Here is a 24055-nt window from a genome sequence, read left to right as displayed (position 1 = left end):
CTTTCTATTAAATTAGTAAAATCATGCTTCCCTTCATCTAACAACGTTGTTACAAGAAGCATTTATTATAGAGCATCTCTCAATTCCCCTTAACCATGAATATTAAGACAAACCAAAAACCGAACTCGTTCGGACACTTCGATACCCGATGCATTTATATGTATTCTATCACACTGCAACAAATTGCCATATGCCTATTAATCAAATAGCAGGAAAGTCCATGTAAGCTGATAAAGAAATCCATGGTTTCATTAAAGATTTCCATTTATTCTTAATAAACACTCAATAATCCGAAAAATGAAAAGGAGGAATGTCGCTTGGAGTCTAGTTCAATTGTAAAGCAGCACATTGTCAAACATAAATGGCAGTATTTGCTTGGTGTGATCTTATTGTCCATCTCTTGTTTATTTCAACTCCTTATCCCTGTTCTTTTGGAGCGATTCACAGATAGTATTCAAGATTTTACCCTCTCAACAGATCTCCTCCTTACATTAGCTTTAAGTGTTATTGCTGTAGGATTCGGTGTCGCTTTTTTTCGCACGTGCAGTCGGATTTATATTTTTCGGTTATCTAGAATTTTAGAAAAACGCGTGAGACGTCGTCTTTTTACACATTGGATGAAACTGCCTTCGCAATATTATAACAAACAGCGAATTGGTGATTTAATGTCTCATGCTATCAACGATGTCAACATCATTCGCGAAGTAGCTATGGGAGGGGTCTTTCTATCCATTGAGGTAGTCATCCTTATTACTGTTGCTGTTACAGCGATGGCTTTTTCGATCAATGTTTGGTTAACATTGCTTGTTATCCTTCCACTGCCAGGATTAACGTACTTAGCCTATAAATTTCGCTATCAAATTCAAGATCGTTCAACAAAAGTTCAAGAAGCGATCAGCAATTTGACGAGTACAGTTCAAGAATTTTGCTCCGGAATTCGAGTGGTGAAAGCGTATAGTCAAGAAAAGCACGAATTAGCGAAGTTTGAAGAAGACAACGATAAAAATGTTTATGCGAATAAACGATTAATTCAAACCAATTCCCTTTTTAATGCTGTTAGTATCGCGATTGTTGGTGTAAGCTATCTGATCTCTATCTTCTTCGGGGGAATGCTTGTTATGAATAACACCATTTCACTTGGAGAATTTGTCGCTTTTAATACGTATTTATCTTTGCTTATTGCTCCCGTTGAAAATCTTGGGAAAGTGATTAATATACTTCAACGTGGATGGGCAGCTAATTTTCGATTACGAAAAATCTTAACTACTGAGTCTGAAGTAAAAGATGAGAAAGACATTCCGTCTGTAGCCATTGAAGGCGACATTCGCATTCAAAATCTCAGCTTTTCTTATCCTGGAAGTAATGAAATAACTCTAAAAAATATTAACTTAGACGTCCCCAAAGGAAGCAGTCTTGCGATTGTAGGAAGAGTTGGCAGTGGTAAAACAACACTTGTGAACCTGCTATTACGAATGTATAACCCTCCAAAAGAGACTATTTTCATTGATGGACATGATTTATTTCAAATTCCATTAAAAACACTGAGAAAATCAATTGGGATCGTTCCACAGGAGAACTTTCTCTTTTCATCAACAATTGGAGAAAACATTGCCTTTGACCCGTCCCCCTATACAAATAACCAAGTTGTCGAAGTATCAAAACTTGCTCAAGTTCATCACAACATTATTGAATTCCCTAACCAATTTGAAACCGCTTTAGGAGAACGAGGAATTTCCTTATCAGGTGGACAAAGACAACGAATCAGTATCGCTAGAGCACTTATAAAAGATGCTTCCATCCTTGTTTTTGACGATAGTTTATCAGCTGTCGATGCTGAAACAGAAGAAAAAATCTTGCAAGGAATGAAACAAAAAACTCGCGGCTGTACAACGATCATCGTTAGTCATCGAATTTCTTCTATTAAAAACGCTGACCAAATTATCGTCATGGATCAGGGACAAATTATTGAACGTGGTACACACGAAAGCCTGATTCAAAAACAAGGAATTTATTATAGCATGTACGCAAAACAAACATTGCCACATCTAGAAGAATCAAAACGAAAGCTACCCCAGTTCAAAATAAAAAGAATTAGGAGGTAACTGGTGAACATACATGAGGAGAAACAGACCGCGCGAGTTGTCGATCGTCAATTGTTAATGAAGCTATTAGCCTTTGCAAAGCCTTATCGAAAGAAAATTGCATTTTCCTTTTTGTTGGCAACTTTATTTGTTGGTGCCACGTTAGCTCAGCCGTATTTGATTAAAGTAGCGATTGACGAGTATTTAACCGTTCAAACGTCCATTCAAGACAGTTTTCAAGGATTTATATTAATTGCTGTTGTCTTCTTACTAACTGTTGTGTGCGCTGCGCTCCTAACCTATTTTCAAGACAGATTGTTACAGTTTACCGGTCAATCAATCATTTTTGACATTAGACAAAAGATCTTCCGTCGTCTAGCCAAAATGCACATGCAATTTTTTGATCGTAATCCTGTTGGTAGATTAGTAACAAGGGTCACCCATGATACGGAAGCGTTAAACCAGCTTTACTCCCAAGTTATTGTCAACCTTATCAAAGAAATATTAATTTTAATTGGGATCATTGCGATTTTGTTACACATGAGTGTGAAACTTACGTTACTTAGTTTCACCGTCATCCCTATTTTGATCGTCATGGTTATATTTTACAAAAAGCTTATCCGTCAAGCTCATAGATATACCCGTCTCCTTCTTTCTCGCTTAAATTCAAATTTAGCAGAGAATTTATCAGGAATGCGTATCATTCAGCTATTCACGAGAGAAAAGAAACAGATTGAACAATTTGATCAATTAAATGAAGAACATTACCGTGCCGGAATGCGAGCAACCATTGTGAACTCCATTTTCAATCCGGCTATTGGATTTCTCGGAAATGTTGCACTAGCCGTTATTATTTGGTACGGAGGAATCGCTGTATTAGATAGCGCCCTGACATTTGGGGTTGTGTATGCTTTTACTCATTATATCCGTCAATTTTTCCAACCATTAATGGCACTTGCGGATCGTTATAATCAAATCCAAACAGCCTTTGCCTCAGCAGAACGCGTATTTGAAATGATTGAGGAAAAACCAGAAATTACGAATCATCCAAATGCTGAGCTTTTGCCAGAGAAAATTAATGGTCAGATTGATTTTGAACACGTTTGGTTTGCCTATCAAGAACCTGAATGGGTGCTAAAAGATATTAGCTTTCGAATAAAGCATGGGGAAACCGTTGCCTTTGTCGGCGCAACTGGTGCAGGAAAAAGTTCCATTATTAACTTAATAAATCGATTTTACGATATCCAAACAGGAACGATTAAAGTAGATGGCATGGATGTAAAGCAAGTCAAAGTTGAAGATTTGCGAACAAAAGTTGGGGTCATTCAGCAGGATCCATTTATCTTCACAGGAACGGTTCTGCATAATATTCGTCTGCATCACAATCTTACCGAAGATGATGTGAAGAAAATGACAACATTAATGGGACTTGACGATTTTATCTCAAGCTTACCTCAAGGGTATGAAACGTTACTCGGTGAGCAAGGGGTGATTTTATCAAGTGGGCAGCGACAGCTCTTGTCATTCTTACGTGCATTAGCGTTTAACCCTGATGTGTTAATTTTAGATGAAGCAACGGCAAACATTGATACAGAAACAGAAGAGCTTGTTCAGCAAGCCTTAAAACGAATTTCAAAGAACCGAACAACCATTATCGTTGCCCATAGACTCTCAACGATTCAGCATGCAAATCGAATTATTGTAATGGATAAAGGAGAAATTCAAGAAACAGGTAATCATCACCAGTTACTGAAACAAAAAGGAATTTATTACAGGCTTCATCAAATACAAAATAAAGAGTCCATTGCAAACACCAGCATCGTTTCCTCGAAGGTATAACTTATTTTTTAGGGAGTGTCTCCTTTGTTTTATGCCTCTTGGCAAACTCAGTCGGAGACACTCCGACCACTTTTTTAAACATCCGACTAAAATAAAACTCATCATGAAAACCAACACTTTGAGCAATTGCTTTTAAACGAAAATCGGAAAGAACGATTAACTCCTTTGCCCGGTCCATTCGAACGTGACGTAAATAATCCATTGGACTGTAACCGATATATTTTTTAAAGAGCCTAGAATAATGACTAACACTCATTCCAGCTTGCTTGGCTAAAACATCGACTGTTATATTATCTTGATAATTTGCAGTTAAATAATCAACTGTTGCATCAATTGCATTTGTCGTATTGCCTGTTATTCTCTGCGACCTAAAATCTTGAATGATTGTTAATAGCAAATCTAGAAACAACAATTTCCGTTTCATCGCCACTGTTGCCCCTCTTTTTTTCCTCAAAGTATGAATCTGTTCAATTAAATTCATTACGTGCGGCGGATTTTGAATATTGTACATACCCGATAGAGGAAAAGGAATGTCTGTTTCCTCACTAAAGTTCCATTTTTCTTTATCAACAAACGCAGCAGCATACGTAAAGCGAATAAAATAATATTCAAGCGGATCATCTAGATCCGTCGATCGTTCACAAATCATACTCGGCTCAAAGAAAAACAACTTCCCAGCTTCCACAGGATAGCTTGTTTCATTTATAATAAACTCACCCTTCCCCTTTGAAATAAACCAAAGAGAATAAAAGGATTGCTGCCTTGGCGGATGATACCAAGTTGCTTCACACACTTTGTAGCCTACTAGAGTGATAGAAAAGACTAAACGATTTAGTTTCCAGAGTACTTCTCCTGGTTTGTTCATAGCGAGGTTCCTTTCAGCTTATTAGTATTAATTAGTATATTGGTTAACAGATAGGTTTATGATAGAAAAGTAACACTCAAATAACAACGTTGTAATTTTCAACGAAATAATTATAAAGTTCTACTTTCAACCAAGTATACAATTATTAAGCAACAATGAAAACGGTTAATATTAACATATACAAAAACAGGATAGCGAGAATTCCTCTTCTCTTCTATCCTATTTTTGTATATTTATTTTGGGTGAATACCGCCAAAAGGTCTTTTAACAAGCGCCATTGATAACCTTTGGAGAGCACAAAAACAATGAAAATCCACTTCTACACAAAAATCAGTTTCCTCTAAACGGAAAACTTCACAAATTGATTTAGCTAAACAGCCATGTTCATCAATAGGACGAAGCAGTGACAGCTTCCCGCAACATGACGTTTTGCAAACCTCTTCAATCTTAAAAATACTAGTCTCGAAACATCCAAAGCAATCATCAATAACATCTCCAACATTTCCAAAGGCTTTAAACGGTTTAAAGTCTTTATTGAATAAGATTAAGGGTGTAACAACTCTATCTGAAGAGCATTCATGTTTTTTTTGAAGCCGATCAATCTTTATAACCGTCCGGCATATACAATTAGGTAAATGTGCACATTGTTGTGTAATCATCATTTATTAATCTCCCTTCTAAGCATTAGCTCTTTTCGGCTAAATAACGTGCGTATCGGATCATTTGCTTTGCTACATCTAACTCAAGTGAAAAGGTAGGAGGAGTACCAGGCCGCCAGTTCACCTCAAAAATCCAGATTTTATGATTTTTATCCAAACCAACATCAATTCCTAATTCATCTAACTTATGATGATACAAACTGTCAAAGTGATTTGTAAATTGAATGGAAAACTGTTCTAAATACCTTTTCATATTGTAGTAATCATCATCAAATTCTCGCTTCAAAAAATGCTCAAGCAACATTGTGTAGCCACCATTGTTTAAATTAGCGATAATACCTTGTCGAGCAATACAGGGAAAGATTGATGTTAATTTCCAGTTGCCTTCTCCATCCTTTTGAACATGTAACCGAAGATGAGTGGACAAACCGTCTTTCGTTTTAGATTCTACAAATGCTTGGGCAAGGTATATATGATCCCTTATAAGTTGCTTAATAAACAACTCAAATTCTTCTATTTTCATGAGTGTCGTAGACTTATCTTGATGAACACTGATGCTCTCTCCCAATGTCCTCACGAATAAAATACCTTGGCCTTTATGACCAGTTAGAGGTTTTAATACCATTTCTCTGTGAGAATTAAGGAATTCAGACACCTCTTTAGGTTTCGTAATTTCAATAAAAGGAATGACATATTGAGCAAATACCTTAGCTTTTTTAATTTTTTGGTAAACGTCCAGTTTGTCTCCTAATGAGTGACTTGTAAACGGAATAATTGCACTCAATCTCTCAACAATTTCCTCTTGTTTATCAGTGATTGGAGGACTAGAGTTATAGATAACATCAGGAAATGGCATTCGTTTTTGTAGCCATTGTCCCTTTTCATAAATCCACCCCTCAATACTTTGATCATGAAAAAAGACACGACCAGGTGAAAAAAAGTAAAAATCGACCCCCTCCATTTTTGCTGCTGCCGCGTAGGCATAGGATTTAAATACCGTTCTAGGGTCTTTGCGGTGTGAAAGCATCCCTACCGTTACCAATATTCATTAACCCCCTTTCACTCTACAGCCGGTGCAAATGAAATTGAATTTCTTTTGCAGCATTTTGAGCAATTGTTTTAGCTTTAGACAATGTATCAGCTGAAGCTAAGACATACCCATATCTATGGCCCATCGATAAAGGAGGAGTCATAAACGCTCCTTTTCGAGGTTTAATGTATACTTCTTCCACTCCTTCATGACGTAACGCTCGCTGTTTCCCCGTTACTTTTTTCAGCCTCCCCTTTGTATTGACGGTCATATAGTGAGCATAAACAAATTTTGATTGTTGTTTATGAAGTGATGCTTTTTGTCCACTGTACAATTGGATCGTTTCTTCTACAAGGTTAATCCCAAACGCAACTTCGATCAGCCGATTCATCACACCTCCTGAAATTCTTGGATTGATTTCAATTACCTTCCACTGACCATTAACCTGTTTCAATTCTAAATGAAACGTCCCACTTTTCAGGTTAAATGCTTTTACAATGCCATATACCACTTGTTGAAGACTACTTTTCATTTCTTTTTCAACTTTCGCTAGTAACCCATAGCCAGTTACAATAAAACGATCTTGTTTGGATATTTCTTGTTCAATCACCGCAATAAGATGAACTTCCCCTTTTTGTACTACAACTTCTAATAAATATTGGGGCCCCTCCAAATACTCTTCGATCAGCACTGGTTGATGATCGTATTTCTCTGTAATGGTTTGAATGGCAGCTTTCAGTTGTTGATGATCTGCTACATACAATACATCCTTAGAACCTGTCGATACAGGAGCTTTCACAATAAATGGAAAATCACCTATGTCATTTGTAAGCTGATTGAATGAATCAATAACTGTATAAGATGGGGAAAAAGATTGTCCTTCTAAAGTTTGCCGGGTCTGAATTTTATCCTCCATTTTTGAAATGGCGTCTACATTTATGGACGAGTTACAAAATTCATTTGATAGTTGAGCTGCAATCTGAACGAATGGGTCTACAAAACTAAGTACCGCAACAATTTGTTTGCCTTGCCGTTTAAGAATAATAAGCTTCTCCTTTACGGACTTACTATCGATCCTATTCACATAATACATTTGATGCACATCAGGAAATTCGATTCGCTGTGCGAGAAACTTCTTTCTTCTCGTTAAAAGCACAGTTAAATAACCCAGTCGTTCAGCAGCTTTTATCGCTTCCCTGCTAGAACCTGATTTTGTTGTCTCGATGAACACAATGGTCTGCATGATTTCATCCAACTCCTATAGAAATTCCCCTTAGTTACCATAAGTGGCTAATGTAAGGAATAGGAAAATCCCCCCTTACAATTTTCATTTGTCAAACTAAACTATGGTTTGGAAGGAGAAATGGAGCAAGTACCTATACAAAATTTTTAGACAATTGTACTAAATTCATTATTTATATAAAAAAGTTCAAGTAACAGGAGCGATTTCCTAGTTTCTTGAATTTTTCCATACAACCAATTCATTAATTTTTATATAAACGCTAGCGCCTTCATTTTGTTTTCAAAAACAATCAATAATTATCAAAGTTATCATACTTATGTAAATAACAAGCACTGCAAAAAGGAGTGTCCTATGAACATCCTATATATTCCTTCCGGTTATGGGCAAATTTATCAGTCGTTTGATCAGTCCATTCTAAAAGCTTTCAAAGAATTAGGTCACCAGGTGAAATGCGTTCCATCATCAGGAGAAGAAGCTTTAAAAAATGCAGTTAAGTTCTTTCAACCCGATATTGCGTTAACATTGACGGGCTTTAAAATGGCCCAAACTGTTCTTGATTGGTTAAAGAATCAAGGGATAAAACTTGCCGTTTGGATGACAGAAGATCCATATTATATCGATAGAACCATCAACCTAATACCTCACTATGACTATGTATTCACGATCGACACTGCTGCTTTAGAGGTTTATAAAGAAACCGGTCATAAGCAAGTACATTTCTTACCGCTTGGAACAGACCCCGATATCTATTTTCCGACTTCTCCAATTAAAGATTTTGAGTCAGATATTTGTCTAGTAGGATATCCGTATCCGAACCGTACAAAAATGATTCAATTTCTTACAGAAAATACGAATTTTTCTATACTAGTTGTAGGTTCCCAATGGACAAAAAAACTAACAAATTTGAAGCAATCATCTAGGTTATGTGTTCACTCTAGCTGGGTGCCACCAACCATTGCTAAAAACTATTACAATAGTGCGATAATCAACCTTAATACGCACCGGCCCTACAATTTAAAGCAAAATAAAAACAAAAAAAATGTCATCAATCAATGCATTAATAACCGTACCTTTGATATTGCAAGTTGTGGAGGATTCCAATTAATTGAATATAAAGCAGGCTTACCAAAGCATTTTATAAATGAGGAGGAAATCGTTTCTTTCAACAGCAACGTCGACTTACTAGAGAAAGTGACATATTACATGAGCCATTACAAAGAACGCCATAAGATAGCTGAAAGTGCTAGAGAGAAAACAATAAATAATCATACATTTGAACATCGAATGCAGGAAATGCTGAATATTATTAGTAATACCTAAATGTTGTAATTTAAAATATAAGGTCACTTATCATAAGATAGGTATCTCAAATATGAGATACCTATCTTTAACACTAATTAAAATCTATTTCTTAATGCTTGTAAACGAGCACTTACAGTCGTTCCTGCAGTACCATTACCACCATTGTCATGATCACCGATAGCCACTTGTTGATCTTGTAGTAACTTCAGGAATAAGACAACTTCCATTTTTTCAGTAATCTTATTAAAACGTCCAAACTTATCAAAATCTTTTAATAAATCTACTTCAGTAATAACCGCTGCTAGTAATTTACAATCGATTGCCTCATTAAAGACTTCGAAGTTAAATTGTCCATGTGTGCATCGGTCTGCCCCGTGCCCTTTTTTGTTAATAAATCTTCTTTCAATTACCGTATTTTTCACACTAGGAAACTCAGGATCAGCCGGATTTACTAATGGTACTGTTTGAGTACAGTGAAACGGAACGTCTGCAGCATAATCACGAATATAACCGCTATCATCAGAATATTGGATATTCTTGTGAATAATACCCGAGATGAATAAACTTACAACATCACCATTTCCTGTAAATGATGGGACTGCTTTACACTGAGTTAACGAAACATTTTTACGAATGTTTTTAATTTCTGTTGCAGGAGTAGGAAGTTTGATATGCGCCTCTACATTAGCTGCTACTTCAATTTCTGCCAGTGCAACAGATGCATTAATGACAGGAACATTTAACTCATTCCCTTCTAGATCCAAACCAAAGGCGTCACAACTAACATGTGTTACCTTTGCTTCATCACTCGGCTTTAGTGGTGGACACTTTTCATGTACCATAGGTTGCTTTTTTGGTGCATGACCCTTTTTACCATTACATACTGGACTACTCTTGTAGCCATATCGACTTTTTACGAAATTATTCTGGTAGTATTCCATTTATACATCTCTCCTTTTTTAATTTATCAAAAATAAATCTGCGTAGTAGAGATTCTTTTTGATATATTACTTTATATGCTAAAAAAAATATTGTGGTTGGACAAACGTGGTGGTCACTAACACATTCTCAATAAACACATTATTAGTCTAAGCTGATAAGAGACCATTAGCTTTTAAAACAATAAAAGAACCGTTTCATTTCAAAACGATTCTTTTGCTGATTATGAAATAAATTTTTTATAGCTTTTATTCAAATCCAAATTCACCTAATTGATGATCATCATGATGAAAATCTGAACCTCCTGTCATAATTAAGTCGAATACCTCCGCCATTTTTTGATACTTCTCATTATCCGTTTTATCTTGACTTCTATGCCATACTTCAATGCCATCAAATCCAAGCTTTAACAATTCTCGTACCATATTATCATCTCCAATATAAACAGGATGTGCTAAAATAGCTTTTCCCCCGGCTTCGTTAATAAGACGTATACCGTCCGTTGGAGATAAGATCATTTTATCAAGCGCACAAGGCTTACCATCTGCTAAATAGTCATCAAATACAGATTGATAATCAGAGACATACCCTTTTTTCACAATGGCTTTAGCGATGTGCGGTCTGGCAATAACTCCATCTTCACTAAATGCCTTTACATCTTCTAATGTAAGAGTAAATCCAATATCATCAAACTTCTCAATTATTCGTTTCGCTCTTTCCTCTCGCCCTTCACGCATACGTAACAGTATCTTTTTTAACTCTTCTCCTGCAGTAATGTTATAGCCTAGTATATCAATGCTTTTACCTTTGTATTTCGTACTTAACTCGATAGCTGGGATAACTTGAACTCCGAGACGTTCTCCTGCCTTTTGTGCTTCATCGATTCCATTAAGCGTATCGTGATCTGTAATCGCAATTGTCTTTAAGCCAGCCTCTTTTGCCTTCCTGACTACTTCTGTTGGTGTATAGTCACCATCTGATGCCTTCGTATGCACATGTAAATCAAAATAACCCTCATTTATTATTTTTATGATATTCATTTTTCCCTACCTCATTTCGTATTTTCATAATAGTATATTAATACAAATGAATATAATCATTTTCAATAGTAATAATTTTATATCAAGCCTTTTTATAGTCTATTACTCCCTTCAGATTTTGTATAGATTCATATGTAGTATCCACGATGTTCTCATAAAAGGGCATAGACATTTACTTCAAAAACTGAACAGAACCGCTAGTACATGCATAGTTAATATATATAATCTGAATATGCTGGAGTGTTTTTATGTCCCTAGTCTCAATTACTGTATGTGGTGTATTAATTCTTATGTTTATTAGCCTCATAAAGGAATGGTACTCACCTGAGTTAACTGTATTTTTAGCTCTATCCATTCTTATTTTATCAGGAATTCTTCCGCTAAATGAAGCATTTGAAGGATTTGCAAATCCAGCTGTCCATACTATTGCTTTATTAATGGTTATAGCCTATGCTGCTCAAAAAAGTGGTGTGGTTCCAATAGTTCTTACTAAACTATTGGGGAATAACAAAAGAATTTCAATTGTTTTACTAAAAATCATGTTACCGGTATCGTTTTTATCTGCTTTTATGAACAATACACCTATTGTCGCGATGCTTACACCAATTGTCCAAAAATGGGGAATACAACATAAAATTTCACCATCTAAACTATTAATCCCTTTATCATACGCTGCAATTATTGGAGGAACCGTTACATTAATTGGGACTTCTACAAATTTGCTTGTTCATGGTTTACTACAACAAGCAGGACATTCAGGATTCTCAATGTTTCAATTTACAATTATCGGTATTCCACTCTTTCTAATATGTCTAATTTATATGATGGTATTTGGACATAAACAATTGCCTAATAATAAAAACTTGATTGAAACCTATCATGCTACAAATAAAGAATTTACAATTGAAGTAAAAGTGACTCCCGAATCAACTTGGATTGGAAAAACAATAAAAAAAGTAAACCTTAGAGCCTTGCATGATGTATTTTTGATCCAGATTATTCGCGATCATAACACCATTACACCTGTCCCCCATTATGAAGTAATTCAAGCTAACGATACTCTTATTTTTTCAGGTAATATTGAAAGCATCATGAACTTACAACAAATAAAAGGACTCATATTGACAACTCCAACAGAAGATCTAACTATTGCCAACAAACATAATGATAATAATCTTATAGAAGTAGTTATTTCTCACTCGTCTCCTTTAGTTAATCAAAAAATTAAAGATACAAACTTCCGTGCACAATATAATTCAGTCATAGTCGCAGTTAGAAAAAAAAGCCAACAGATTTCATCGGGTATAGGAAATATTGTTATCAAGCCTGGTGATTCGTTACTTCTTTTAACAGGAAAAGACTTCATGAAATCATGGTCCAATTCACGTCACTTTTATTTAGTTTCGGATATTAATACACCTGACATTTCTCGTCCAAAAAAAGCTAAAATCATAATCCCAACACTAATCGGAGTTATTCTACTAGCTTCACTACAATTATTACCGATACTTCATGCGAGTCTTATCGGCATTATCGTTTTAATTGTGACAAAATCCATTACGGCATCCGAAATGAAAAAATCCATTGACTGGGGAATCTTAATTCTTATTGCTTCAGCAATTGGAATTGCAAAAGCTGTAGAAACAGCTAAAATACCAATGATTATAACAAACCTATTAGACTTTGAAAAATCAGTTAACCTAATTCTTCTATGTTTTCTTATCTATTTTTTCACGCTTATTTTAACGGAAATGATTAGCAATATCGCTGCTGCAGCTCTTATGTTTCCTATTGTTTTCTCAATTGCCACTCAGTTTGGATACAACCCTGAGCTGTTTTCTATGATTATTGCTATTGCTGCCTCGTGTAGTTTTATCACACCAATAGGATATCAAACAAATTTGCTCGTATATGGACCAGGAGGTTATAAATTTACTGACTTTTTTAAAGTAGGCTTGCCATTAAGTATTTTATGCATGTGTATTACCGTTTTTCTATCTGTATATATTTGGGGCTAACAAAGGAAGGTGCAAGTATGAATAAAAATATTAAATGGCATCAAACTGCGGTCACAAAACATGACCGAGAGCTGTTAAAGAACCATAAAGGACTCATTTTATGGTTTACAGGATTATCTGGTTCAGGAAAATCAACAATTGCAAATGCATTAGAAAAAAAATTATATGAAAAGAAAATTCACACGTATTTACTCGACGGTGATAATATTCGTTACGGGATTAATAACAATTTAGGTTTCAGTTTAGAGGATCGGAAAGAAAACATAAGACGACTTACTGAAATTGGCAAACTCTTTGTAGACGCAGGCATTGTTGTATGTGTAGCTTCTATCTCCCCTTTTAAAGATGATCGCGATGCAGCTAGAAATAAATTCAAGGATGAACAGTTTATAGAAATTTACGTAAAATGTTCAATAGAGGAATGCGAAAAACGTGATCCAAAAGGTTTGTATAAAAAAGCTCGTACAGGAGAAATCAAAGAATTCACAGGCGTTTCACAGCAATATGAAGAACCTGTCAATCCTGAAATTATAGTCGACACAACCAATCAATCTCTCGAAAATTCAGTTGAGCAAATTATGTTATTTATTCAGAAGCGACTTCATTTTAGAAAGGAGCGATGATTTATGACTTTAAGCAAGCCTCATGGTGGACAATTAATTACCCGTATAGATTATAACTATGATTATTCCTCGATTAAAAAGGAAATTGAGATTGATAATATGGCATTATCAGACTTAGAATTGATTGCTACAGGAGCGTACAGTCCTATTACTGGTTTTATGAATCAGGAAGATTACCTCTCTGTTGTTAAAAACATGAGATTAGCCAATGGCTTTATTTGGAGTCTGCCCATTACACTACCCGTGAATGATTTCATTGCAAACTCCTTAAAGATTGGAGATACAATAAAACTTATACGGAACAATACTGTATACGGAATTCTCAAATTAGAAGAGAAATACACACCAGACAAAGAAGCTGAAGCAAAACACGTATTTCAAACAACAGACTCAGCTCATCCAGGTGTAAAAAAACTTATTGAACGGCCAAACGTATATCTTGGTGGACCAATCACCCTTATCAAACATCAAGAGAAACAAAACTTCACACAATTTTATCTTACTCCTCAGCAAACAAGAGAAGAATTCATTAAAAGAAATTGGAAAACAGTAGTGGGTTTTCAAACTCGAAACCCTGTTCACAGAGCTCACGAATACATTCAAAAATCGGCATTAGAAATTGTAGACGGGTTATTTCTCAATCCACTTGTTGGAGAAACCAAATCCGATGACATTCCTGCAGATGTTCGCATGGAAAGTTACCAAGTGCTTTTAAAGCATTACTATCCAAAAGACCATGTGTTTTTAGCCGTTTTTCCTGCAGCAATGCGGTATGCAGGGCCAAGAGAAGCAATTTTCCATGCTCTTGTGCGTAAAAACTTTGGCTGTACTCATTTTATTGTTGGACGTGATCACGCTGGTGTTGGAGATTATTACGGCACCTATGATGCACAAAAAATCTTTGATCAATTTACTGATGATGAACTCGGTATTACACCGCTATTTTTTGAACATAGCTTCTACTGTAAGAAATGTGGAAATATGGCTTCTACGAAAACATGTCCACATGAGAAAGAGGATCGATTGATTTTATCTGGGACGAAAGTAAGAGAGATGTTGAGGAATGGAGAGGTGCCTCCGCCGGAGTTTAGTAGGAGTGAGGTGATTGAGGTGCTGATGAGAGGCTTGGAAAATTAAGTTTAAAGTCTCTTCACCATATTCTGTGATACACGTACATTCCCCGAAATAAGTTAGCTAGATGAGGCACTAATCTAGTGTAACTCCTTCATTGGCTTAGCCACCATTAAGTTGGTAGAATGAAAGCGGTCAAATGGTTTCCTTGACGGGTTTTATTCTACCAACTACCCTACGGCTAGCTGATGAAAGAAGTTATTAAGCAACTTGTTTTTGATTAGTTTTACCAGTACACTCCAAAAATACACGTAAACGAAAACGTTGTAGATTTCGAAAGCCATAAGCTCGTCTTTTGATATTTTTTATTTTATGGTTAGTTCCTTCAATCCTACCGTTTGTATAGGAAGTGAGAAAGTATTGAAGGATTGGCGCCTTCCAATTATTAAGCGTTTTAGCGACCTCATGGTAAGCAGGAAATGGGCTTTGCTTGGTCGATCCATTCTTCTAGTAATGCTTCACCGGTATCATAGTCCGGCGCTTGATAGAATTGACGAAATAACTCTTTTAAGTAATAGGCCAAGGCCAGTTCTTCATGTTCGTCTAACCGTTGTCTTTGTCGTTCACTTAGCTTTTCATAGCCTTTCAATAAGGCGAACCGTCCCTTTTTGAGAGCTAGAAACTGCTTTCTCACTTGGTCTCTTGCTTGCGTAACTTTTTGGACGACATGGTATTTATCTACGACAATACTTGCAGCTGGAAAAACGGCATGTACGGCTTTATGAAAAGGATTCCACATGTCAACGACAATGGTTTCCACAGAGGTATTGGAGAGAACGTTTTTTGTTAACAATAGTTGAGTTGATTCATAGCTGCGGTTCTGCTCCATGCTTAGCACACGTCCTGTCTTGGTATCCATAAGAACCGTTTCGTATCGGTGCCCTTTTCGAACAGCGACTTCATCAAGGCTAAGGACTAGATCTTCTTCACCTAGTGTCTGTTGCAGTTCATCTAACTGTTCGGCTTCTTTCTCTTGGGCAATCGAATAAAAGATTCTTTCTAGTGTCGTGTAAGGAACGTTCTCATTCTCACTGACCGATTTGATGGATGATCCCAGACATTGCTCATAAAGGTAGTCTCGATAACGGCTTGTTTGATGCTTGTTAGGCTTAATCGAATCAAAGGTCTGGGTGAACACTTCATGACAATTGAAACACCGAAACCTATTAACACGGACAAACAGATAGAGCAGCTTTTCTAACACCTTTAGATCGCGGACTTTACGTGTCCGCCAGTCGTGGACATGATCAGCCATGTACCCACAAAAAGGGCAACGCTCTTCTGTTGCTTTCTTAACAATATAAAGATGAAAATACTCTTGGTGAAATACTTGTTTAACAACTTTAAATTCTGGCAATTCTAGTAATATCGAAAACACTTTCAGACCTCCTGTTATGTTAAGAGTAGACGCTAACATTATTGCCAGGAATCTGTGAGTGTTTTCTTCTTTTCCGTTAATCACAAAATGTGGTGATGAATCCTAAAAAATATCACATAAACATAAAAAAGGATATAGTACTTCTAAAATAAATGAAATAAATATGGGGAATTTTAAAAAATTAAACAGAGAAATTATTAAAAGAGATAGTACTAGATTAATTATTTCTGGAGAAGGCATATCATTGCTCTCTATGAATAATTTATATGAATTCAAAAATTTCTTAATTTCGATATCAACTAGTAATATCACTTTTAAAGTAATAATATATGTAAGAAATCACGTTACTTGGTCTGTAAGACAGGTTCAACAAGGGTTAAAAATTGGTAAAACTTATTTAGACAGTATAAACGAACCTACTGCCAGCCTTACAAAACTTTATAAAAATAAAACAGAAAAATTTGTTCAGGTGTTCGGAAAAGAAAATGTGGGTGTTTACACCTTTGAAGAGGCTATAGAAAAAGAGTATGGACCAGTTTGACATTTTTTGTCTATCCTTGGTTTTAATTATAATGAAATACGTCAATTTAAAATAGCAAGAGATAATGAAAGTATGTCATTATTAGCTGCAGATCTATTGAATTATATAAATGAAAGGCTTCCTCTAATTAAAGATAATAAATTGAATCACAAACGATATGATGGCGATTTTATACCCATTTTAGATATTAAAGAGGATGTTCAAAAAGTAGTCTTAAAGAATTTTTAGAACCAAAAGCTAATTTTCCTAACTTCCATAAATGGAAATGAAAGTAATTTAATGTTCAGTAACACTCTTTTCATCATACAAGCTAAATTCGCACCTAAAAAAGGTCAGACTTTCCCCTTGGACATAAACAACTTTTTTAAAATTTGTTCGATTTTTTGTTCATTAAACAGCTAGATTTAATGACATCTGTTCAATTTGTATCTGTTGTATTTCCATTATTTTTTCGACATGATCGTTGGGTACAATGGTATCCCTGGCATGCTTGATAATTCGTTCAATCAGTCGAAATAGATCTCTCATAATAAAAAAGGACTGAACTCTTTCTGTTGTTCGTACAGGTACTTTTTTGTGGCGCATGATAGAGTCTAATTGATTGGATTCATGAACGAAGGCTAGTTCCACTTGCTTACGAAAGTGAAGCATTTGATTTTGTGGCTCGGAATCTTGTGGAACAGGGCCATAGAAAAATGGGTTTTCTTTAAAAGAGAAACTAAACTGTTTATCGCAAGTTGCCTGAAGTGGACAGGATATGCATTTGCTTTCGTCCCCATTAAACCAGGACGTATAGGTTTCTCTGTCAAATCCATCCCAGATTAACTCATGTTCAGCCTCACATTCAGGTTTTCCCTCTGGGGAACAGGTTTCTGGAATCGTGGAATTTCTCTTGAAATCTGTCACAACTGCAACATCGTGTTCAACCAAAGATGCTTCCTGATGTTCCGCACTAAAATAACCCAAATCAGCCGAAAGGTATTCTACTTTTAGATCCCCCATTTGCTTGAATTTTTCAAGCAGTGGGAGAAGAACATTTACATCAGAAGTATCCGGCGGAAGAATAATCGACAGAAGGACGATTGGGCCTGAAGGTGTGGGACACACTATTGAATGTTTACGGTAACCAATAAAAAATTTGTTCTGATTCGCCTTATTTCGTTGAACTCCGACTTTTGCATCAGGATCCGAATACGTTTTTTCGCACTCACAATTCTCTTTGTTTTCACAGCGACAGCGTTTCTTCTTGTATCCATTTACGTGTGCATAAACAGGCCGCGAATCAATGCCTGCAAGGGTTGTTTGTAAAAAAGCATCCAATTTCAAGGCTTGGCGGATGAGATCAAACAATATTTCATAAAATAATTCTGGCGTTACTGCCTTACGAAAGTGACTCAAACTACTGTGTACAGGTACATCTTTTATGTTAGGAGTAAATAAATGGGGTTAAGGAGGCTTCAAAAATATTATCCCCTAAAAGGACAATGAACTTTTCCTCTTCAACAAAATTTTGCGCTAATGAAATCCCCCCTGCATGCCATCAGCACTTTGTTGAACCTTATATTGAAGCTGAACACCCAGTTCCGTTCCATCACCTAAAAGTTGAATAAACAACGATAAACTTTCCTTATTTGTAATAATTAATATTTGTTTAATACCGGCTTCCTTCAATTTTATAATAGGCCAGTAAATCATTGGATATGGGCCAACCGGAAGCTAATGTTTATTGATAATTTTCGTTACTGGTTTTAACCTGCTTCCTGTCCCTCCTGCTAAAATAACTCCTTTCATTGCTTTCATCACCTTCTTTCCTTCGACTATAAATTATCCTTTTTATAGCTCTCTTTTTTTTATATGCAATAGGATTTTCAACTGTTCCATATAGTTGTACCTTCCATATTCAGAAGAATATAAAGTGAAGAATCTGAAGCGCAATTCACCTAGACGTATCAAAGGAAATAAGTGGTGAAAGTTTTTTTGTCTCACTCAAGTCTCTTTAATTATTTCCTCAAACTTCGCAGACTGGGATTGATAAATAAGCCTTGATATAGTTAGGCAGACCGTCAATCCATTGCTGAAATTGACTTTTAATTAAGTTTTGAACCGTTTTATTTGATTTTTTTAGGGTATCTTCAAGAAGCTCGATTAGTTGCTGTAATGCGACAGCCCAATCAAGTTCATTTACTTCATCGCAAAGATCATAGAAGAATCCACCTAATGTACGTTGATCTGTGTTACATCGATTTTGCCAGGACAAGACAATATACCGAGAAAAAACAATCGTTGTATGACTGATGAGTAAATCATAAGACATCCCTTGGAACTCTTTTTGAAGCTTAAATAGTTGATTTAGTCGTCTTAAAGAAGACTTCAATATCCCAGCGCATACCGTAGATACCGACAATTTCTTGTTCAGAAAGCGTACAATCAGTGCTAAAAATTGCAAGCCATCCACTCTTTTTGTTACGGTTTTGAACAAATACTACCTTTACTTGAACGCCATTTGCCATGGTTGTATGAATGAATCGTAAAATGCCTTTCTTGTTTGAGACAAGTGCGGCATCCCCAAGGGTATTGGCTAAGACTCATACTCATCGTCGTTGAATCAATCACGTATAAACGACCAATATCACGAATGATCGCAGGTTGTTTGAGGGGTCGCTTGAGTCTTTAAGACGAGGTGATGAAAGATCTTCTCAAAATTTTTAGGTGATAAGCTCCCAAGCTTTCTAGAAAGTTGTGATGTACTGATTGTATCCAACGCTAGTTCAAGCTATAGGCTTTCTTGTCTTTCAACTGCTTTGATAAGAACGTTAAGCTTTCCGTTTCTTCCAATTGAGAAAGAATAAGCAGTTGAAAGAACTTGTATGCCGATCATTTCTTCACATATTTATCCAGGTCTATGACGTTAATCAGCTTAGAAAAAGTTTGTTCATCTATTCCTTTTAGTAGTTCATTAATTGTAGATTTTATGGTATTCTTGTCCATGATGAGTTCCTTTTAATTGGGATTTGGACAGAACTACCATTCCTAATTATAAGGAGTTTTTTTTGCCTTGAAACCATAAATTACTCAAAACTACTAAACAAATTTGAAGAAACTTTATGCAAAACTAATGGGCTACAATAGAAGCTTCAAAAAATGGAATATTTCGGTGTAAGGTTGGAAAGAATGTATATCACAGCTAGCCATTCATTTCGAAGACCGCCTAAAGCCCGAACTATATGCTTAAGCGATTGGTTGGTGTCGGCTTGACATGAGCCTCTGCGGGCATGGATCACTTGGCGATAAGACGATACTTTTATGAAATGTATCGCCGTTGCTGACGAGCCTATCATGCCTGCCTCTCCACGTAAAGCCTATTTATCATAGTTAGAGCAATTCCCATTTACACAAAATAATTTATACTCTCCTTTTCACTAGTGTTGCATAAAAACTGAGTGAATTTTCAGTTTTATAATTCTTCCTGTTTAGAGACAAAAAGGTAAATACCCAATAAAGGTGGCTCCATCCATTTGGGTTTTTTTTACAATTAGACAGTTGCGACGACGACAATTTTATTTATTAAGGAATGGCTTTTCCTTCAATTTTCCGAAGCCAAATATGCGTCGGCTTCCACAAAGCAGCTCTTAGATAACGACTAATTTGTAGGGTTTTTCGCTTACTTTTCGTCTCGAGTTGAACGAGAACGTGTAGGCAAAAAACAATTAATGCGATAAACACTTGGTTTTGGATCGCCCATTCGCTTTGGCCGTAGAACTTTTTGATGCTGAGATGCTGTTTAATCCATTTGAAAAACAATTCGATTGCCCAGCGTGATTTATACATTTCTGAAATTTCTTCGGCACTCAAATCGAATCGATTGGTGATTAGATTAAGTTGATTTCCTTTTGAATCAATCACTTTTAATAATCGAAAGTAGTTTTCAGCACGGTTTTGCGGCGTTCCAATCATCACCATTTGATTAGACAAAACAGCCGTTTCTTCAGGTAGTTTAAAATCGTAAACTTCTCGTAAGACAGCGTTTTTTCGTAACCTCGAAAGAAAAAAGTAGCCATCGTCTGTCATGCGATCAAAACGTTCATAATCCAGGTAACCGCGGTCAAACACATACATGCATTCCTTGTCGTCAACCATTATTTCAAGCTGACTGCGATCATGTTCTTTTGCCGTTGTTATCATGGCTTTTTCAGGGTAGGAAATCCCTTTCTCCATGAACATAAGGCGAAGGTGCAGCTTGACACCCGCTTTGGTTTTGCGAAACTTTGCCCACTTATGATTGGTCAAATTAAGTGGTAATGTACTGGAATCAATGATTTTTAACGGCATGACGGGTTTGGTGTAGTGTGTTTTGGCATGAATTTGTGCGACCAAATCAAGGAAAAGAATTTGGAATAAATCAGGATTCATACCATTTAATCGTCGTGAAAGCTGAGAAATACTAATGGAATCAAGATCAATTCCTTTTTGTAGTTGATCATCAAAAAGACAATCACTCAGAGCGTGAAGGCTTTCAATTTCTTCCAGCTGCGCAAAGAGTAGTAATTTAAGAAATGATTCCGTCGTTAATTTCTTTGTATAGTAATCTAATTTCATGTTTTTCACCTGTTCTTCAAAAAGTTGAAGATTTAATGGTGAAAACCATTGTCCAAATGACGTTTTTCGTGTAATCTTGTCCATAGTGTGAGTCCTTTTATAGTGGATTTGGACGGGTTACCACCTGACTAATCCATTATAAAGGACTTTTTCTTTGCACAAAATAACTTTATTGAACATTTGGAGTATTATAAATAATGAATTTTTATTAATGCAACACTAGTGTCTCCTTTTTTAATTTTAATTTGCTCCATTTTTCTCTCGAATAATAATGTTACAAATCATATCAATATCTTTTTCAGTTAGTTCTCCATAGAGAGGTAAAATTAATGTTTGCTCTGATACCGTTTCTGCGGCTTTCAATTCAGATCTTGAAGAATCACTTTTCTTGTAAAACGGAAAGTTGCTACATAAAGGATAAAAGTAACGTCTAGCATATACATTATTTTCACGAAGCTTAGAATAAACATAGTCTCTGGACCTTCCAAAAACCTTCTCATTAATACGTATAGGGAAATATTGATGATTTAATTGAACACCTTCTATTTCTTCTATAAACTCAATTCCTTTAATCCCTCTTAAAAGGTTTCTGTAAACCTTTGTTAAAGTTTCTCTTCTTTTCAGCTCCCCTTTTACTTGTTCAAGAACAGTAAGTCCTAGCGCAGCTTGTAATTCACTCATTTTCCCATTTATGCCAACTTCTGAAACCAAATCTTCAGTCTCAATACCGAAATTTTTAATCAAATCAGCCCGTTTTTTTGATTCCTCACTTTTAAATAAAAGAGCGCCTCCTTCAGCGGTATGAAATAATTTTGTTGCATGTAAACTCATCATAGAAATATCACCGAAAGAACCTATAGGTTTCCCATTAACCTTGACCCCAAAAGCATGAGCAGCGTCATAGATAACCTTCAGATTATACTTTTTTGCAATCGATTCAATCTTTTTCACCTCACATGGAACCCCAAAAACATGAACACCTAATATAGCCGACGTCTCCTTCGTAATAAGAGATTCAATTCTATTAGCATCAATATTCATTGTCTTTAAATCAATATCACAAAAGACAGGCTTCAGGCCAATCCAGGATAAACTGTATGGTGTAGCTGGAAAAGTAAATGGAGTGGTTATAACCTCCCCAGTTAAATGCAGACTCTTATATGCAACAGTAAGAGCTGTAGTGCCATTCGAGAAAAGAGAAACATAGGGAACTTCTAAATAGTCCGCTAATCTTTTCTCAAATTCTTGATGCTGCTCTCCATTGTTGGTTAACCATTCAGAGTCCCAAATAGATTGTAATCTATTAAAATAGTCTTTTAAAGGGGGAAGCAAAGGCTTAGAAACATATACTGGTTTTTTAAATAATGGGTTCAAAACACGTCACTCCCAGAACTTATTTTTTATATTATCAGTTAATTCACTAATTCATAAAATGATTGGACCTAACAACCAGAACATTTTTATTATTTTATTGCTTCCCTTCTTAAAACCACTATTAATTTTGAATTTGATTGTAAAAACGAAGCAACTACATGTCTATTACTCCCTAACTTAGATAACTACTTTTAAACTGATTGTGATAGTTAAAGATTTTTGATACTGTTATGCACAGCTTGAACTTTACGTTGAAAAAATTGATCACAACTATGTGGAAAATTTTCTTTAATCATGTTTTCTACCGAATCTGAATCTTGAAAGTAAACTCGTTTTTGAATAGGACCACGACCTGCATAATGGCAAATTCTCACATCTTGTAAATCATCATCAGGAATTAAACGATATTGATCAAAATTAAATGTGAAATTAAATTTTTTCGGGAGTTTTTGGTATAGAATACCATGCCGCATTATAGCTAAGCATACTCCAATTTGGCATTTGTACACGGTTTCCTTTACCCGTACAACTGCTTCCATTTCATCGTATATTGTTGAACCTACTTTACTCATTTCACTACTCGGAGCTAAAAGTACCCCGTGGTTAAAGTAAGGGATAAAAAAGTGATAGTTACTCCCATTATATTTTTTTGTTCCTTTTTCTCCCTTTTTCTTAGCCTCTATGCTCGCTTCATTAAATACCTTTTTCCACCACTCATAGTCTGGTTTTTTCAGTGTCCTAAAAGGGGAACGAGGTGTTAGGCGCCCCGTAAATATATTAGATTCATATGAGTGTTGAATGAGTTGATCTAGTGATCCGGTAATCATAGTATCTGCATCTAACATTAACACCATATCAGATTCAAATTTATATTTGAATCGTTCTACTGCAGTTGCAAAATAACTGTATTTATTAAAGGTTTTGGGATCTATCCATCTCCATTCCACATTATAATCTTTTGCCCAATTAAGCTCATTAGACAAATCTCTCCACGGTTCAGATGAACCCACAGTAAAAACAAATTTAGTATTTTCGTAAATATCACCGGCAAAAACTTTAAAAGATTCTAACAAATAATGATTCATTGTAAAAAAATGCTGATTTGGGCTTATTGGAATATGCACTTCAAGAGAAGGCTTTTTCATAAAATTAACACTCCTTAAAATTTAATAGTTACTATCAAAAACTCTTAATAAACAATTAAGAATTATCGTTTATTTATTCTCTTATTCTAAAAATAAATATAAAACGAATTTCTCAGTTCTATAAAGTATGTAAAAGCAGTTCAATATGTTCTTCTAGATCAAATTCGCTAACAATTTTTTTCTTCGCTAAAATATGTGTGTGCCATTATCAAAAAACATAAGGATGAATATAATTTATCAACACACTAATT

17 protein-coding genes and 3 pseudogenes are annotated in these 24055 nt (G+C 35.6%); 7 read left to right on the top strand and 13 right to left on the bottom strand.

The window, feature by feature from the left end; translation table 11 throughout:
- Positions 1–317: 317 nt before the first annotated feature.
- Both SLH51_RS11200 and SLH51_RS11195 read left to right on the top strand, forming a co-directional pair.
- Positions 318–2102 carry an ABC transporter ATP-binding protein gene (locus SLH51_RS11200; RefSeq protein ID WP_335961345.1) on the top strand — a complete coding sequence of 595 codons (1785 nt, stop codon included), beginning with the start codon at positions 318–320 and terminating at the stop codon, positions 2100–2102.
- Positions 2103–2105: 3 nt separating this feature from the next.
- On the top strand, positions 2106–3920 hold the full coding sequence (locus SLH51_RS11195; RefSeq protein WP_335961344.1) for an ABC transporter ATP-binding protein: 1815 nt from the start codon (positions 2106–2108) through the stop codon (positions 3918–3920).
- Between the two features lies 1 nt (position 3921).
- Here SLH51_RS11195 and SLH51_RS11190 read toward each other — a convergent pair whose 3' ends face one another.
- From SLH51_RS11190 to SLH51_RS11175, 4 genes are all read right to left on the bottom strand, one after another.
- Positions 3922–4785 (bottom strand): AraC family transcriptional regulator, encoded by an 864-nt coding sequence (locus SLH51_RS11190; RefSeq protein ID WP_335961343.1) that lies wholly within the window; start codon positions 4783–4785, stop codon positions 3922–3924.
- 233 nt (positions 4786–5018) lie between these two features.
- Positions 5019–5447, bottom strand: a complete 429-nt coding sequence (locus SLH51_RS11185; protein ID WP_335961342.1) for a CotY/CotZ family spore coat protein — start codon at positions 5445–5447, stop codon at positions 5019–5021.
- Positions 5448–5469: 22 nt separating this feature from the next.
- Positions 5470–6486, bottom strand: coding sequence for a YheC/YheD family endospore coat-associated protein (locus SLH51_RS11180; protein WP_335961341.1), 1017 nt, complete (start codon positions 6484–6486; stop codon positions 5470–5472).
- 22 nt (positions 6487–6508) lie between these two features.
- Positions 6509–7717 carry an ATP-grasp domain-containing protein gene (locus SLH51_RS11175; RefSeq protein ID WP_335961340.1) on the bottom strand — a complete coding sequence of 403 codons (1209 nt, stop codon included), beginning with the start codon at positions 7715–7717 and terminating at the stop codon, positions 6509–6511.
- 351 nt (positions 7718–8068) lie between these two features.
- On the opposite strand from SLH51_RS11175, the gene SLH51_RS11170 reads away from it, so the two are divergent.
- Positions 8069–9037, top strand: coding sequence for a CgeB family protein (locus SLH51_RS11170; protein WP_335961339.1), 969 nt, complete (start codon positions 8069–8071; stop codon positions 9035–9037).
- Positions 9038–9114: 77 nt separating this feature from the next.
- Here SLH51_RS11170 and SLH51_RS11165 read toward each other — a convergent pair whose 3' ends face one another.
- A complete protein-coding gene (locus tag SLH51_RS11165; protein ID WP_335961338.1) occupies positions 9115–9960 on the bottom strand; it encodes a CsxC family protein in 846 nt (281 codons plus the stop codon).
- A 246-nt stretch (positions 9961–10206) separates the two neighbouring features.
- Positions 10207–10998: a PHP domain-containing protein gene (locus SLH51_RS11160; RefSeq protein ID WP_335961337.1), complete on the bottom strand. Its 792-nt coding sequence runs from the start codon at positions 10996–10998 to the stop codon at positions 10207–10209.
- A 248-nt stretch (positions 10999–11246) separates the two neighbouring features.
- Here SLH51_RS11160 and SLH51_RS11155 point away from each other — a divergent pair, with 248 nt between their 5' ends.
- Genes SLH51_RS11155 through sat form a run of 3 tightly spaced genes read left to right on the top strand, consistent with a single transcriptional unit; the run spans position 11247 to position 14776 of the window.
- Positions 11247–13016 carry an SLC13 family permease gene (locus SLH51_RS11155; protein ID WP_335961336.1) on the top strand — a complete coding sequence of 590 codons (1770 nt, stop codon included), beginning with the start codon at positions 11247–11249 and terminating at the stop codon, positions 13014–13016.
- A gap of 17 nt (positions 13017–13033) precedes the next feature.
- Positions 13034–13639 (top strand): adenylyl-sulfate kinase, encoded by a 606-nt coding sequence (cysC, locus tag SLH51_RS11150; protein WP_335961335.1) that lies wholly within the window; start codon positions 13034–13036, stop codon positions 13637–13639.
- Positions 13640–13642: 3 nt separating this feature from the next.
- Positions 13643–14776 (top strand): sulfate adenylyltransferase, encoded by a 1134-nt coding sequence (gene sat, locus SLH51_RS11145; RefSeq protein WP_335961334.1) that lies wholly within the window; start codon positions 13643–13645, stop codon positions 14774–14776.
- Between the two features lie 195 nt (positions 14777–14971).
- Here sat and SLH51_RS11140 read toward each other — a convergent pair.
- Positions 14972–16148 (bottom strand): annotated as a pseudogene (locus SLH51_RS11140) (ISL3 family transposase).
- A 163-nt stretch (positions 16149–16311) separates the two neighbouring features.
- Between SLH51_RS11140 and SLH51_RS11135 the strand changes: the two are divergent.
- Complete coding sequence (locus SLH51_RS11135) at positions 16312–16689, top strand: hypothetical protein (RefSeq protein ID WP_335961333.1); 378 nt, start codon at positions 16312–16314, stop codon at positions 16687–16689.
- A 390-nt stretch (positions 16690–17079) separates the two neighbouring features.
- On the opposite strand, the gene SLH51_RS11130 is transcribed toward SLH51_RS11135, so the two are convergent.
- The 6 genes and pseudogenes from SLH51_RS11130 to SLH51_RS11105 form a co-directional block, all read right to left on the bottom strand.
- Positions 17080–18087 (bottom strand): transposase, encoded by a 1008-nt coding sequence (locus tag SLH51_RS11130; protein ID WP_335961332.1) that lies wholly within the window; start codon positions 18085–18087, stop codon positions 17080–17082.
- Between the two features lie 40 nt (positions 18088–18127).
- Positions 18128–18480, bottom strand: a pseudogene (locus SLH51_RS11125) (sugar phosphate nucleotidyltransferase); the annotation flags it as partial.
- 217 nt (positions 18481–18697) lie between these two features.
- Positions 18698–19238 (bottom strand): annotated as a pseudogene (locus tag SLH51_RS11120) (IS4 family transposase); the annotation flags it as partial.
- Between the two features lie 1015 nt (positions 19239–20253).
- Positions 20254–21369, bottom strand: a complete 1116-nt coding sequence (locus SLH51_RS11115) for an IS4 family transposase (RefSeq protein ID WP_335961331.1) — start codon at positions 21367–21369, stop codon at positions 20254–20256.
- 156 nt (positions 21370–21525) lie between these two features.
- Entirely contained in the window at positions 21526–22659 is a 1134-nt protein-coding gene (locus SLH51_RS11110) for a DegT/DnrJ/EryC1/StrS family aminotransferase (protein WP_335961330.1), read from the bottom strand.
- A 209-nt stretch (positions 22660–22868) separates the two neighbouring features.
- Positions 22869–23804, bottom strand: coding sequence for a hypothetical protein (locus tag SLH51_RS11105; protein ID WP_335961329.1), 936 nt, complete (start codon positions 23802–23804; stop codon positions 22869–22871).
- Positions 23805–24055: the final 251 nt, after the last annotated feature.

This window comes from Halalkalibacter kiskunsagensis (assembly GCF_037027555.1).
Taxonomy (GTDB): Bacteria; Bacillota; Bacilli; order Bacillales; family Bacillaceae_D; genus Halalkalibacter; species Halalkalibacter kiskunsagensis.
Note: the sequence above shows the minus strand (reverse complement) of the source record. Positions and strands in the feature narration are given on the sequence as shown.

Excerpts from the sequence above, each read along its gene's own strand:
- SLH51_RS11135 (WP_335961333.1), top strand. The coding sequence starts at position 16,312 with ATGGGGAATTTTAAAAAATTAAACAGAGAAATTATTAAAAGAGATAGT.
- cysC (WP_335961335.1), top strand. The coding sequence starts at position 13,034 with ATGAATAAAAATATTAAATGGCATCAAACTGCGGTCACAAAACATGAC.
- SLH51_RS11170 (WP_335961339.1), top strand. The coding sequence starts at position 8,069 with ATGAACATCCTATATATTCCTTCCGGTTATGGGCAAATTTATCAGTCG.
- SLH51_RS11105 (WP_335961329.1), bottom strand. The coding sequence starts at position 23,804 with ATGAAAAAGCCTTCTCTTGAAGTGCATATTCCAATAAGCCCAAATCAG.
- SLH51_RS11115 (WP_335961331.1), bottom strand. The coding sequence starts at position 21,369 with ATGGACAAGATTACACGAAAAACGTCATTTGGACAATGGTTTTCACCA.
- SLH51_RS11185 (WP_335961342.1), bottom strand. The coding sequence starts at position 5,447 with ATGATGATTACACAACAATGTGCACATTTACCTAATTGTATATGCCGG.
- SLH51_RS11155 (WP_335961336.1), top strand. The coding sequence starts at position 11,247 with ATGTCCCTAGTCTCAATTACTGTATGTGGTGTATTAATTCTTATGTTT.
- SLH51_RS11190 (WP_335961343.1), bottom strand. The coding sequence starts at position 4,785 with ATGAACAAACCAGGAGAAGTACTCTGGAAACTAAATCGTTTAGTCTTT.
- SLH51_RS11160 (WP_335961337.1), bottom strand. The coding sequence starts at position 10,998 with ATGAATATCATAAAAATAATAAATGAGGGTTATTTTGATTTACATGTG.
- SLH51_RS11165 (WP_335961338.1), bottom strand. The coding sequence starts at position 9,960 with ATGGAATACTACCAGAATAATTTCGTAAAAAGTCGATATGGCTACAAG.
- sat (WP_335961334.1), top strand. The coding sequence starts at position 13,643 with ATGACTTTAAGCAAGCCTCATGGTGGACAATTAATTACCCGTATAGAT.
- SLH51_RS11175 (WP_335961340.1), bottom strand. The coding sequence starts at position 7,717 with ATGCAGACCATTGTGTTCATCGAGACAACAAAATCAGGTTCTAGCAGG.